Annotated in this window: 13 protein-coding genes and 1 pseudogene; 9 read left to right on the top strand and 5 right to left on the bottom strand. The window is 63.1% G+C overall.

Annotated features, from left to right (window positions below):
- The first annotated feature begins 3 nt into the window (after nucleotides 1–3).
- Both fdxA and dapC read left to right on the top strand, forming a co-directional pair.
- Complete coding sequence (gene fdxA, locus SK1NUM_RS09405) at nucleotides 4–324, top strand: ferredoxin (protein WP_212321449.1); 321 nt, start codon at nucleotides 4–6, stop codon at nucleotides 322–324.
- Nucleotides 324–1416 (top strand): annotated as a pseudogene (dapC, locus tag SK1NUM_RS09400) (succinyldiaminopimelate transaminase). Before fdxA ends, dapC begins: the two are co-directional and overlap by 1 nt.
- A gap of 1 nt (nucleotide 1417) precedes the next feature.
- Here dapC and SK1NUM_RS09395 read toward each other — a convergent pair.
- From SK1NUM_RS09395 to dapD, 3 genes are all read right to left on the bottom strand, one after another.
- The gene (locus SK1NUM_RS09395) at nucleotides 1418–2560 is read right to left on the bottom strand and encodes a serpin family protein (RefSeq protein WP_212321446.1); all 1143 of its coding nucleotides are present in this window, start codon (nucleotides 2558–2560) and stop codon (nucleotides 1418–1420) included.
- 165 nt (nucleotides 2561–2725) lie between these two features.
- On the bottom strand, nucleotides 2726–3559 hold the full coding sequence (locus SK1NUM_RS15305; protein ID WP_212321444.1) for a hypothetical protein: 834 nt from the start codon (nucleotides 3557–3559) through the stop codon (nucleotides 2726–2728).
- 1 nt (nucleotide 3560) lies between these two features.
- Nucleotides 3561–4493, bottom strand: coding sequence for a 2,3,4,5-tetrahydropyridine-2,6-dicarboxylate N-succinyltransferase (gene dapD, locus SK1NUM_RS09385; protein ID WP_212321442.1), 933 nt, complete (start codon nucleotides 4491–4493; stop codon nucleotides 3561–3563).
- Between the two features lie 72 nt (nucleotides 4494–4565).
- Here dapD and dapE point away from each other — a divergent pair, with 72 nt between their 5' ends.
- From dapE to SK1NUM_RS09365, 4 genes are all read left to right on the top strand, one after another.
- The gene (gene dapE, locus SK1NUM_RS09380) at nucleotides 4566–5666 is read left to right on the top strand and encodes a succinyl-diaminopimelate desuccinylase (RefSeq protein WP_212321440.1); all 1101 of its coding nucleotides are present in this window, start codon (nucleotides 4566–4568) and stop codon (nucleotides 5664–5666) included.
- 145 nt (nucleotides 5667–5811) lie between these two features.
- Nucleotides 5812–6540, top strand: coding sequence for an LOG family protein (locus SK1NUM_RS09375; RefSeq protein WP_212321438.1), 729 nt, complete (start codon nucleotides 5812–5814; stop codon nucleotides 6538–6540).
- A gap of 11 nt (nucleotides 6541–6551) precedes the next feature.
- A complete protein-coding gene (locus SK1NUM_RS09370) occupies nucleotides 6552–7013 on the top strand; it encodes a hypothetical protein (RefSeq protein ID WP_212321436.1) in 462 nt (153 codons plus the stop codon).
- A gap of 9 nt (nucleotides 7014–7022) precedes the next feature.
- Nucleotides 7023–7190 (top strand): DUF3117 domain-containing protein, encoded by a 168-nt coding sequence (locus tag SK1NUM_RS09365; protein ID WP_077342854.1) that lies wholly within the window; start codon nucleotides 7023–7025, stop codon nucleotides 7188–7190.
- Between the two features lie 58 nt (nucleotides 7191–7248).
- Here the strand turns inward: SK1NUM_RS09365 and glgA are convergent, their stop codons facing one another.
- Entirely contained in the window at nucleotides 7249–8439 is a 1191-nt protein-coding gene (glgA, locus tag SK1NUM_RS09360; protein WP_212321434.1) for a glycogen synthase, read from the bottom strand.
- 63 nt (nucleotides 8440–8502) lie between these two features.
- Here glgA and glgC point away from each other — a divergent pair, with 63 nt between their 5' ends.
- Complete coding sequence (gene glgC / locus SK1NUM_RS09355) at nucleotides 8503–9729, top strand: glucose-1-phosphate adenylyltransferase (protein ID WP_212321432.1); 1227 nt, start codon at nucleotides 8503–8505, stop codon at nucleotides 9727–9729.
- 78 nt (nucleotides 9730–9807) lie between these two features.
- On the opposite strand, the gene SK1NUM_RS09350 is transcribed toward glgC, so the two are convergent.
- Nucleotides 9808–10464 carry an O-methyltransferase gene (locus tag SK1NUM_RS09350; RefSeq protein WP_212321430.1) on the bottom strand — a complete coding sequence of 219 codons (657 nt, stop codon included), beginning with the start codon at nucleotides 10462–10464 and terminating at the stop codon, nucleotides 9808–9810.
- 56 nt (nucleotides 10465–10520) lie between these two features.
- Between SK1NUM_RS09350 and SK1NUM_RS09345 the strand changes: the two genes are divergently transcribed.
- A complete protein-coding gene (locus SK1NUM_RS09345) occupies nucleotides 10521–10703 on the top strand; it encodes a hypothetical protein (RefSeq protein ID WP_212321428.1) in 183 nt (60 codons plus the stop codon).
- Between the two features lie 3 nt (nucleotides 10704–10706).
- The gene (gene dapA / locus SK1NUM_RS09340; protein ID WP_212321420.1) at nucleotides 10707–11597 is read left to right on the top strand and encodes a 4-hydroxy-tetrahydrodipicolinate synthase; all 891 of its coding nucleotides are present in this window, start codon (nucleotides 10707–10709) and stop codon (nucleotides 11595–11597) included.
- The last annotated feature ends 104 nt before the right edge of the window (nucleotides 11598–11701 follow it).

The following is an 11701-nucleotide window of genomic DNA, read 5'->3' as shown; positions in this document are numbered from 1 at the left end:
GAAGTGACCTACATCATCGCCCTGCCGTGTGTCGACGTGAAGGACAGGGCTTGTGTCGAGGAGTGTCCCGTCGATTGCATTTATGAGGGCAATCGGATGCTCTACATCCACCCCGAGGAATGCGTGGACTGCGGGGCATGCGAGCCCGTCTGTCCCGTGGAGGCCATCTACTACGAGGATGATCTGCCTGAAGACCAGGCGGAATACTACGATATCAACGCCCAGTTCTTCGAAAACCTGGGATCTCCCGGCGGCGCAGCCCGTCTTGGTCCCGTTGACTACGACCACCCGACGGTGGAGCAGCTCCCCCCGCAGGGGGAGTGATGTCCCTCACTGATCGTCTACCCAGTTTTCCCTGGGACTCCTTGGCAGAGGCGAGACGTGTGGCGGGCGAGCACCCGGAGGGGATCGTGGATCTTTCTGTTGGTACCCCCGGTTGACCCCACACCGCAGGTGGCTAGGGAAGCCTTGGCAGCTGCCTCAGATGCCCACGGCTACCCGACGGTGTGGGGCAGCCCAGAGGTGCGTGAGGCGATCGTCGGGTACCTTGAGCGCCGCTGGAAAGCCTCCGGCCTGACGCACGAGTCGGTGTTGCCGGTGGTTGGCACCAAGGAACTAGTCGGCTGGCTGCCCACACTTCTTGGCCTGGGACGTGGCGATGTGGTGGTTTACCCTGAGATCGCCTATCCCACCTACGAGGTGGGAGCCCAGGTCGCCGGCGCCCAGCCTGTCGCCTGCGACAATCCCGGTGCCATCCCGGCCGGTACCAGGCTGGTGTGGATCAATTCGCCTTCAAACCCGTCGGGTCGTATTTTCTCGCGCAACCAGTTGCGTGCCTGGGTGGCGGCAGCACACCAGGTGGGAGCGGTGCTGGCCAGTGACGAATGCTATGGCGAGTTCGCCTGGGAGGCAGAGGCCATCAGCATCCTTGATCCACGGGTCAACGACGGCGATCTGACAGGCCTGCTCGCGGTGCACTCGGTGTCCAAACGCTCCAATGCCGCTGGATACCGAGCGGGCTTCGTCGCCGGCGATCCAGCACTGGTACAGGACCTGGTCCAGGCCCGTAAACATCTCGGCATGATGGTCCCAGGCCCGGTCCAGGCAGCCTTGATCGCGATGCTGGGGGACCAGGAGCACGTCGAGGAGCAGCGCCAGCGGTACCTGGCCCGGCGTGCTGTGCTGCGGCCGGCATTGGAGGCCGCGGATTTTAGGGTGGACGACTCCGAGGGGTCGCTGTATCTGTGGGCCACCCGCGGCGAGCCCTGCCGCGACACCATCGCCTGGCTCGCTGAGCGAGGCATCCTCGCAGCGCCCGGGGACTTCTATGGCGAAGCCGGCGCATCTCATGTGCGCATCGCGCTCACCGCCACAGACGAGCGGATCACATCCGCCGCGGCGCGCCTGGCCAGCTGATCTACTGGGCAGGAGTCGAAACAACAGCCAGGAATAGAGGCCAGCCGGTGCGGACATCCAGCACCCGCATCACATAGGGATGGTCCACTGTCAGCACAGCCTGGGCTACAAGGGCGCTCGCAAGAAAAGTGCCTTCGGTGAGAGCCGCCCCGACGGTTCCCTTTGCGTTTACCCGGAGTCGCACCTGTTGGACAGCCTGCTCGATCTCCGCGCCGCCATAGACGCCGTCGAAATGATCCAAGGTCACGCCCAGTGCGCTCAGCAGAGTCTTCAGGTTGAAGTTTGCTGTCAGATCAGCTGGAGGCATCGTCACCTTGACCTGTTGCCTGGGTGCACTGCTCAATGCCTCGTGGGTTTCCTGCAGCACATCTGGGCTCCAGCTCAGCGGGTGGGTGCCGCGTTCCGGAAGCAGAATGTCCATGGCCAGATAGTCGTCGTAGGCAAGACGGACTGCCTCCCAGCCCTGCCCTGCCGCCGCCTTGGCTGGCAGCGTGTCCCTCAACGCCTTGATGTTGACTTTGTCGCCGCCTCCGGTGGTGAAGATCAGGGATGCGTCACTGTGCTTGAACTGGTTTTTCCACCGGGCCGCGAATAGCAGGACATCCTGCACGATGAGCAGGGTCTCCGGGGTCACCTTGATCCCGGACTTCTCGATGAGTCCGGCGGTGTGTTTCTTGGCCCAGGTATCGAGGCTTGCTTGGGCATCTGATTTCCTCACACGCTCCACTGAGGCGTCGAAGTGCCTTTTGATGGCATCGAGGAAAGGCTTCTTCGGATCGTTGTCGTCGCAGATCAGCAGGCGAGAGGCCAGATGAACAATCGGATGCTCAGGCGGTTCATTCATATCGATGCTGCCCGGCAGGGAATCATAATTCACCAGGCCTGCTCGCAGCGCATTGATGCCGGCGGCCCGGTCCTCGGCCTTCATACCGAAAAGTTCATCCAAGCTGGTGGCGGAAGTATCACTGGCCCCCAGCCCCACCAGAGCCAGGGCCGAGCCAAGCGAGGCGGGGGACAGCACCTGGTTAGTCATGGCATCTCCTTGGCGCAGTAGATGCCAGCCGATCTGCTGGCAGGCGGCAGCCGCCACCTTGGCGAGGGGATCGTCTGGGTCCTGGGCGATGTACGCCTCGCTTCCCGTCAAGGATTCAACCCTCGGCCCAGCGGAGCACCCAGCCACGGCGGCGGCGAGGCATGTGAAAATGGTGGTCCGGCGCTTCCACTTCATTGGTTCCCTCCCGGTCGTGGCATTATCCGCTCCCAATTCTTCACGCCCAGGGGGTCAAGCCTTCCTCGCTGCCTGGGTAGGTCAGGATGTGAAGTTCAGTGTCACCTTTGTGGCCTCGCCGGAGAGGGGCTGGAGATCTTTCCACGAGCGAACGTCCTGGCGCCATTCGTTGTCCCCGACTGCGACTTTGGTGAGCCCAGCATCCGCTGAGTTGGCGATGGCCAGCTGCGCCACCGACCACGCTGCGCTGGGACTGCTTGCCGTCAGCGTCGTCTCGGATCCGCTGCCCTGGATCTCGACCCCGGGCACCGTGGCGACGACCTTGTCCAGGCCGCTCCGGTCGGTTCCGGTGCCCTCCCGGTTCAGGCAGGCGAGAACCCCCTCTTTGGAGCCGCGGAACGCTCCGGCCAGGGCACGTGCATTGGTTTCATGCTTCCGGTAGGCCTCGGGATGCCCGGAACGCTGCACCTTCTGGGCGATGTCGTTGACGTCGATGCTCTCCCAGTTGTCGAACTTGACCAGCTCCTCATAGAACCGGCCGGAACTGTACCAGGGATCCATGATCTGTTCCTTGGTGCCCCAGTCATATGAGGGACGCTGCTGGAACAGGCCGAGGGAGTCGCGGTCCCCATAGCCCAGGTTCCTTAACCCGGACTCCTGCCAGGCAGTCGCGAGGGCGATGACTGCAGCCTGTTCGGGCAGGTCGCGGTTGTAGGACTCGGCGGCGATGATGGAGGCATTCATGGCCTGCTCACTGGTGAGCCGTAGCGGTTCGTCGGCGCCGTCCACCTGCAGATAGCAGCCATCGGGATTCATACGGGTCTCCAGCCATTCGTAGCCCTTCCATGCCCCGAAGCCGAGGCCGCCGAGAAGCGCCAGCACAATGGCCAGTGTGATTACTGTTCTTTTACGCATGTCAATTGGCGTGTAGTTCGTCGTTGAGTTCCACGGAGCGGTTGTTGCGTGGTTTTGCCACCACCTTCCCGGACTGTGAGTCTCGCAGGAACAGGAGCCCTGAGACACCCGAGAGCTCACGCGCCTTGACCACGCGGCCATCAGGCAGTTCGACCTTTGTCCCGGCTGTCACGTATAGACCAGCCTCCACAACGCAATCATCACCCAGTGAGATGCCGATTCCAGACTCAGCCCCCAGCAGGCACCGCTCACCAATACGAACGACTTCCCGACCGCCCCCAGAGAGGGTTCCCATAATGGAGGCGCCACCTCCGATGTCGGATCCATCGCCGACAACCACCCCGGCTGAGACGCGCCCCTCGACCATGGAGGCCCCCAGAGTGCCGGCATTGAAGTTGACGAAACCCTCATGCATTACGGTCGTACCGGAAGCCAGGTGAGCCCCCAGGCGTACGCGGTCTGCGTCGCCGATTCGTACCCCGGCTGGTGTGACGTAGTCGGTCATGCGGGGGAACTTGTCGATGCTGGACACCTGGAGGGCCTCTCCCCGTGCCCGCAAAGCTGTGCGGATGCCGGGCACGTCCTCCACCCTGACCGGGCCGAGGCTGGTCCAGGCGTTGTTCGGCAGTTTGCCGAAGATGCCATCCAGGTTGAGCCCATGGGGCTGGACCAGACGGTGGCTCAGCAGGTGCAGCCGAAGGTAGGCATCCTCGGTGCTCTCGGGAGCGGCATCGAGATCGATGATCACACGAAGCAGCTTTGTCATGACCTGGCGCAGACTGTCATCGTGCTGTGCCTTCGACAGTGACTCGGGGGCCTCGTCAGTGGTGACGTCACCCAGTTTCGGATCCGGGTAGTAGACGTCGAGAACGGAACCGGAAGTGTGAACGGTGGCTAGGCCCCAGCCCCAGCCCTGGCGGTGAGCGTCAGTCATGCGGGCCAGTGTAGTGAACGGTTGGGGGCAGAGAAGCCAGAGAATGTGGAAGGCGGCTGTAGGCTCGCAGCCATGAGTCTTGACCCCGGCGCTGACCTCGTGACCCTGCTGCGCTCTGTCGTCGATGTCGAGAGCGTCTCCGGGAACGAGGGACAGCTTGCCGATCTCGTCGAGGAGCTACTCCGTGGGCAGGAACATCTCGACGTCACGCGCGACGGCGACTGCGTGGTGGCCCGGACCCGGCTCGGCCGCGCTCAGCGGGTCGTCATCGCGGGGCATCTCGACACTGTGCCAGTGGCGGGAAACCTGCCGAGTTCGCTTGAGCAGACCCCCGCGGGCGTCGTCATCCACGGGCGGGGCACAGTGGACATGAAGGGGGGGGTCGCGGTCGCTCTGAAGCTGGCGTGCGAACTCACCCAGCCTCGTTTCGATGTCACCTGGGTGTTCTACGACCATGAGGAGGTGGACGCCTCCCTCAACGGACTGGGGCGTTTCGCCCGCAAGTTTCCTGAGCAGCTCAGCGCAGACTTCGCCATACTCATGGAACCGACCAGCGCTCAGGTGGAGGGGGGCTGTCAGGGCACTATCCGGGTTCGGATCCCCGTCAAAGGCAAAGCCGCTCACAGTGCCCGGGCCTGGATGGGGCATAACGCCATCCACGGCCTGGGAGAGGTGCTTGGCAGGCTTGCTGCCTACGAGCCGAGACGGATCGAGGTCGACGGTCTGGAGTACCGGGAAGGCCTCAATGCCGTCCGGATCGGTGGGGGAGTGGCCGGCAACGTTGTCCCGCCCGAGGCTTGGGTGGAGGTCAACTACCGATTCGCCCCCGACAAGACGATTGACCAGGCACTGAGCCATCTGGGTGAGGTCTTCGACGGATACCAGCTTGAGGCGACGGACCTGTCACCAGCGGCCCGTCCTGGGCTTGACACGCCCTTGGCGAGGGAATTCATCACTGCGGTGGGTGGGAAGGCGCTTCCCAAATACGGCTGGACTGACGTCTCCCGTTTCGCTGAACTCGGTATCCCCGCGGTCAACTATGGCCCCGGGGACTCCTGCCTCGCGCACCGGGATGATGAACACTGCCCCGCCGGGCACCTGACAAGCTGCGCCGATGGCCTCCGCCGCTGGCTCACCTCAGAGGGCTTGCCGGGGGACGCGGTGGCGAGGTGAGCCGCATCCAGGTGTTGTGCCAGCCGCCAGGAGGGCGCACTGGATCGTGCTGCGATTGCGTCCATGATGAACAACGAGGCCAGGATGGTGCGTGGGTGCTGCCCATCAGCCGATCTCCACTGGCGGAACCTCTAGGAGAAGAACCATGACCGGACATCACCAGAGAACTGTGACACGCAACGGCCAGGCAATCACCGCCGACGAGGCGTTGCTTGGCATAGACGATGATGAATGGGCCAGCAAGGACCCGTGGCGGGTACTGCGTATCCAGGCAGAGTTCGTGGAGGGATTCGACACCCTGCACGGGCTCCCTGCCGCCGTCAGCATCTTCGGCTCAGCCCGGACCGCCCCGGAGGATCCGATGTACCAGGCCTCCGAGAGGATCGCCCACGGCCTGGCAGAGCGTGGGTTTGCTGTGATCACCGGGGGTGGTCCTGGCATCATGGAGGCCGGCAACAAGGGGGCCAGCCAGGCCGGTGGGCTGTCCGTGGGCCTGGGCATCGAGCTTCCCCAGGAGCAGGGGCTAAACCCATACGTGGGGCTTGGCATCAACTTCCGGTACTTCTTCGCCCGCAAGACGATGTTCCTCAAGTACTCCCGGGGCCTCATCGCGATGCCGGGTGGCTTCGGGACCCTCGATGAGTTGTTCGAATCGTTGACTCTGATCCAGACAGGCAAGGTGGCTCATTTCCCCGTCGTGCTGTTTGGGAGTCACTTCTGGGGGCCGCTGCTCGACTGGATAAGGCAGACGGTCGAGGCCGGTGGTTTCATCAGCCCGGGTGATCGTGACCTGATCATCCTCACCGATGACGTCGATGAGGCCGTGACTGCCATGGGTACGTCCGGTGATCGTGAAAATCCCCTCGGGCGTTAGGCTGTGACCTCATGGTGTGGGTGTGCGGTGTCGCGTTCGTGGTTGTGCTCGCCTTGGCGGCTTGGGCGGCAACGGGACGGCTTGGCGAGATGTCGGAGCCTATCAATGACCGGCCTAAGGCCTTCGTTCCTGACCTGCTGTTCGGATCCGACTTCATGTCACAGCTACGCCTTCCCGTGGTCTCTGTCGGGTACGAGAGGAGGCAGGTTGATGAGTTCCTGCAGGACGCGCAGCGTCAGGTGCCTGCGTCACCGCCTCTGTTCGACATTGCCGCGGGTGGTTATGACATGCAAGCCGTCGATGTCGTGATCGGTCGCATCGCCGATACTTTTGGTCTGCGGCCGGTGCAGTCTGTCCCTGGCGGGCAGGTATCGTTTGAAGCAGCCGTCCCGGCCGCGCCGGGACCAGCCGGTGCATCAGAGCCTTCGCGGATGCGGAATAATAGAGGAGTTCACTTGGACTCCAAGGATTGAGGTTGGCACATGGCAGCGATGAAACCCCGTACGGGAGACGGACCGATGGAGGTCACCAAGGAGGGGCGTGGCATTGTGATGCGCGTCCCTGTCGATGGCGGGGGACGACTGGTGGTCGAGATGAACGCTACTGAGGCGACTGATCTGCTGAATGCCCTCAAGGGGGTCGTTGGCTGAGCAGCCGATTCTGGAGACGGAAATCGCCCGGGAGATTTTCTCCCGGGCGGTCTGCGGTTCAGCGTGATTCGTGGAAAGCCATTGCTTTCTCGTAGACCGCGATGGTCTCCCTGGCGATCTGCTCCCACGAGAACTCGTCGATGCAGCGCTGCCGTCCAGCCTTGCCGAACTTCTCGGCGAGTGCCGTGTCACGGGTGAGCCGGTTCACTTTGGCCGCGAAGTCGGTCTCGAAGGTGGCGACGAACTCTGGGTCGCCAGCCCTGGCGGGATCGTAGGGAACCAGCAGGCCTGTGGTCTCGTCGACCACCACCTCGGGGATTCCGCCCACTGCTGAAGCCACCACGGCTGTCTCACAGGCCATGGCCTCGAGGTTCACGATGCCCAGCGGTTCGTAGACACTGGGGCAGGCGAACAACGTGGCGTGCGTGAGCACCTGCCTGACAGCGGCCCGGGGCATCATCTCCTGCACCCAGATCACGGGGGACTTTCGCTTGGCCTGAAGCTCTGCGAAGGCTCCCTCGAACTCAGCGGCGATTTCCGGGGTGTCGGGTGCCCCGGCTAGGAGGACCACCTGGGTCTCGGGATCGAACTGCTGGGCTGCCCTCACGAGGTGAACAAGTCCCTTCTGCCGGGTGATGCGTCCGACGAAGACCACGGTTGGGTAGTCCAGGTCCATGCCGAGACCGTTGACCACATCGGTGCCATGGTCCGGTTTGAACTCATCGGTATCGATACCGTTCTTGACCACGAACACCCGGTCGGGGTCAAGACGGGGGTAGGACTCCAGCACATCTTTACGCATTCCTGCTGAGACCGATATGACGGCATCTGCGGCCTCGAATGCCGTCTTCTCAGCCCAGGACGAGACCCGGTAGCCGCCACCCAGCTGCTCCGCCTTCCAGGGACGGTGTGGTTCGAGGGAATGTGAGGTCACCACATGGGCGCGATCCAGCATCAGCCCGGCCAGGTGGCCACCCATGTTCGCGTACCAGGTGTGGGAGTGCAGCACGTCGGTGTCGGCAGAGACCGCGGCCGTCATGGACAGGTCAGCTCCCAGCACTCGCAGGGCGGCGTTCGCCTCCGCGGGCCAGGACTCCGGGTGTGCGACGGCGCCGTCGCGGGGTTCGCCCATGCAGTGCACGTCGACGTCGATGAACTTCTGAAGCTGAGGGACGAGCTGGGCCACATGGACCCCGGCACCGCCGTAGATGGTTGGAGGGTACTCGCGAGTCAACAGCGACAGTTTCATGCTTCGCAATGATATCTTTCCAAACGTGTTGTGAGGACCCCCGCAAAGCGCTAGGTTTCAAGCATGGTGGCACGCCCGAAGATCCTGTCAATCGTCCTCGCTGGTGGCGAGGGGAAGAGGTTGATGCCGCTGACCTCCGATCGCGCCAAACCTGCGGTGCCTTTCGGGGGCAGCTACCGGCTGATCGACTTCGTCCTGTCCAATCTCGCGAACTCGGGGCTGACCCAGGTCGCGGTACTGACCCAGTACAAATCCCATTCCCTGGACCGGCATATCTCCATGACGTGGCGGTTCTCCACCCTGATGGGTGCCTACGTGACGCCCGTCCCCGCTCAGCAGCGCCTGGGACCCCGCTGGTACCAAGGGTCCGCAGACGCCATCTATCAGTCGCTCAACCTGATCCGTGACGCCAACCCTGACTACGTCGTCGTGTTTGGCGCGGACAACATCTACCGGATGGACATCGAACAGATGGTCGATGCCCACATTGACTCGGGGCTCGGCTGCACCGTGGCAGGCATTCGTGTTCCTCGAAACGAAGCCAGCGCTTTCGGCATCATCGACGCGAACGAGGACAAGCGCATCAAGAGTTTCCTTGAGAAGCCAGCCGACCCGCCCGGGCTGCCCGACTCACCTGATGAGTCGTTCGCCTCGATGGGAAACTACATCTTCTCCCGCCACGCCCTGGTGGAGGCGCTCAGGGCCGATGCGGAGAACCCGACGGCGAAGCACGATATGGGCGGTGACATTGTTCCGTGGTTCACAGCCCAGGGGCAGTCGCAGGTCTATGACTTCAAGGACAACGTCGTTCCCGGAGCCACGGACAAGGACCTCAACTACTGGCGGGATGTCGGTACCATCGACGCCTACCATGAGGCCCACATGGATTTGGTCTCCGTCGAGCCGGAGTTCAATCTCTACAACAGTGACTGGCCGCTGCTGACGAATCAGTCCCAGGCCCCCGGTGCAAAGTTCGTCATCCGCGGCAAGGCCGAGGACTCCATCGTGAACCCCGGATGCATCATCTCCGGTGGTGAGGTGGATCGCACAGTTCTCGGCCCGAATGTCCGCATCGAGAAGTGGTCGCAGGTATCGGATTCCGTCCTGATGGATGGTGCGAGCGTCGGCCGTGATGCCGTGGTGCGTAACGCCATCCTCGACAAGCATGTGATCGTCACCGATGGGGCACAGATCGGAGTCGACCATGACCATGACCGTGCCCGTGGGTTCCACGTCTCGGCGAACGGCGTGGTCGTGGTGGGCAAAGACACCGTCGTTCCCCGCGATTGAGATCACTGCGACGAGCAAACTGCCTGGGCAGGATCGGCCTGGGCCGGGTGTTTCTTTATGGAGGAATCTGGCTGGCAGTCAGTCCTTGACCGCCACCAGTAGCCCGTTTCCGGTCGTCAGCAGGGTGGTCGTATAGCTCTCTGCGGCTTTCACGGCGTCCAGGGCCTCACGGATGATGATGGTCTCATCGCCCTGACGGCCTGGGTCGGCGACGGTGTTGTACCACAGCACATCGTGGATGATCAGTAGCCCGCCAGATCGTAGCAGCCGCAGGGCGGCAGCCACGTACTCAACGTATTCCAGTTTGTCGCCATTGATGAAGACGATGTCGTAGGCGCCGTCACGCAGCTTCGGGAGGATCTCCAGAGGAGCACCTGCGATCAGGCGGCACCGTGACGGCGGATAGCCGGCAGCGTTGAGGAAAGTCCGTGCTGGCAGCTGGTTGTCTGCCTCGGAGTCGATGCTGGTCAGCACACCGTCAGATGTCATCCCCGCCATCAGTGGCAGCGCGGAGGTGCCCAGCGCTGTCCCGATCTCGACCACGGTTCGCGCGTTGACGGCCTTCGCCAGTACGGTGAGGGTGGAGGCCACGCCCGGACTGACCGGAGTGAGCCCGGCCCCCACGGCCTCCAGACGTGCCTGGTGAAGGCCTTCGGTCACGGGGGCGTGTCCCTCGGCAAAGTCCCAGCTCTCCGCCGTCGGCGCCGGGATAGGGGAATCTGCTACGTAGGTCACGTGGCAACTCTACCCAGTCCCATGTCTTTATCCGGGGAAGCTCTATCCTGAACCGCATGAGTCATGTGGTGAGTGCCGTGGATGTGGGCGACACGCGTCAGGTGTCCACTGTGGGTGGCCGGCGTGTAGCGTGCCCCGGCGTCGCTAACTTGCTGGGATTCCACCTGGTTCTGATGGAATCGGCTCGGTGGGAAGTCGTGCATGACGGGGATCCGCTCGTCATCTTTGAGGAGGCCTGAATCATGTCTTCAACTTCGGAGCAGCCCATTTTCGGACGGCTGTTGACCGCGATGATCACCCCCTTCAATCCGGATGGGAGCGTGAATCTTGCCGAGGCTGCCCGGCTGGCCCGGCATCTGGTTGACGAGCTGGGCCACGACGGGCTGGTGGTCAATGGCACCACGGGCGAGTCGCCCACCACGAGCGATGCCGAGAAACGCGATCTGATCGCCACGGTGGTAGAGGCTGTGGGGGATCGTGCTTCGGTTGTGGCGGGAGTCGGCACCTTCGACACCAGGCACACGATTGAACTGGCCGGGCAGGCCACCGATGCCGGTGCGGACGGGCTGCTTGTCGTCACCCCCTATTACTCCCGCCCCCCCATTGATGCGCTCGAGACACACTTCCTCTCTGTGGCGGAGGCCACGGAACTGCCCATCATGCTCTATGACATCCCGCACCGTGCGGGAATACCGATTCCAGAGACCTCATTGATACGCCTGGCTGATCATCCCCGGATCGCGGCAGTCAAGGACGCGAAGGGGGATATTTGCTCGTCCTCGGTCGTCATAGCCGGCACGACGCTTTCCTACTATGCGGGCGACGACGCCTATCTGCTGCCGCTGCTGGCCGTTGGCGGCGTCGGCGTGGTAGGCACCTCCACGCATTTCTCCGGCCTGCAGGTCCGTTCGGTTATTGACGCCTACACCGCGGGAGACCTCGCCCTGGCGAGGCAACTCAACGCCCAGTTGCTGCCGGTGTTCCGGGGCGTGTTCGCCACTCAGGGGGCGATGATGGTCAAAGCTGCACTGAATCGCCGAGGTTTTTCTGTGGGAGACTGCCGTCCTCCCATGGGCGCTGTGGCACCGGATGTCCTGGAGCGGTTCCTACGGATTCTGGACACCCAACTCTGAGCGATCAGACGCTGGGAACAAATCGTTTCCAGCCCGCGTTGAGATAGGTGTGGGCGTTTGAGGGATCCCGTCCACAGGTTCCTCACAGGATGAGGTGCCAGAGT

This window comes from Arachnia rubra, from assembly GCF_019973735.1.
Classification (GTDB): domain Bacteria; phylum Actinomycetota; class Actinomycetes; order Propionibacteriales; family Propionibacteriaceae; genus Arachnia; species Arachnia rubra.
This window is presented reverse-complemented; position numbering and strand designations above follow the sequence as displayed.

Excerpts from the sequence above, each read along its gene's own strand:
- SK1NUM_RS15305 (WP_212321444.1), bottom strand. The coding sequence starts at position 3,559 with ATGCGTAAAAGAACAGTAATCACACTGGCCATTGTGCTGGCGCTTCTC.
- dapD (WP_212321442.1), bottom strand. The coding sequence starts at position 4,493 with ATGACTGACGCTCACCGCCAGGGCTGGGGCTGGGGCCTAGCCACCGTT.
- dapE (WP_212321440.1), top strand. The coding sequence starts at position 4,566 with ATGAGTCTTGACCCCGGCGCTGACCTCGTGACCCTGCTGCGCTCTGTC.
- SK1NUM_RS09375 (WP_212321438.1), top strand. The coding sequence starts at position 5,812 with ATGACCGGACATCACCAGAGAACTGTGACACGCAACGGCCAGGCAATC.
- SK1NUM_RS09370 (WP_212321436.1), top strand. The coding sequence starts at position 6,552 with ATGGTGTGGGTGTGCGGTGTCGCGTTCGTGGTTGTGCTCGCCTTGGCG.
- SK1NUM_RS09365 (WP_077342854.1), top strand. The coding sequence starts at position 7,023 with ATGGCAGCGATGAAACCCCGTACGGGAGACGGACCGATGGAGGTCACC.
- glgA (WP_212321434.1), bottom strand. The coding sequence starts at position 8,439 with ATGAAACTGTCGCTGTTGACTCGCGAGTACCCTCCAACCATCTACGGC.
- glgC (WP_212321432.1), top strand. The coding sequence starts at position 8,503 with ATGGTGGCACGCCCGAAGATCCTGTCAATCGTCCTCGCTGGTGGCGAG.
- SK1NUM_RS09345 (WP_212321428.1), top strand. The coding sequence starts at position 10,521 with ATGAGTCATGTGGTGAGTGCCGTGGATGTGGGCGACACGCGTCAGGTG.
- dapA (WP_212321420.1), top strand. The coding sequence starts at position 10,707 with ATGTCTTCAACTTCGGAGCAGCCCATTTTCGGACGGCTGTTGACCGCG.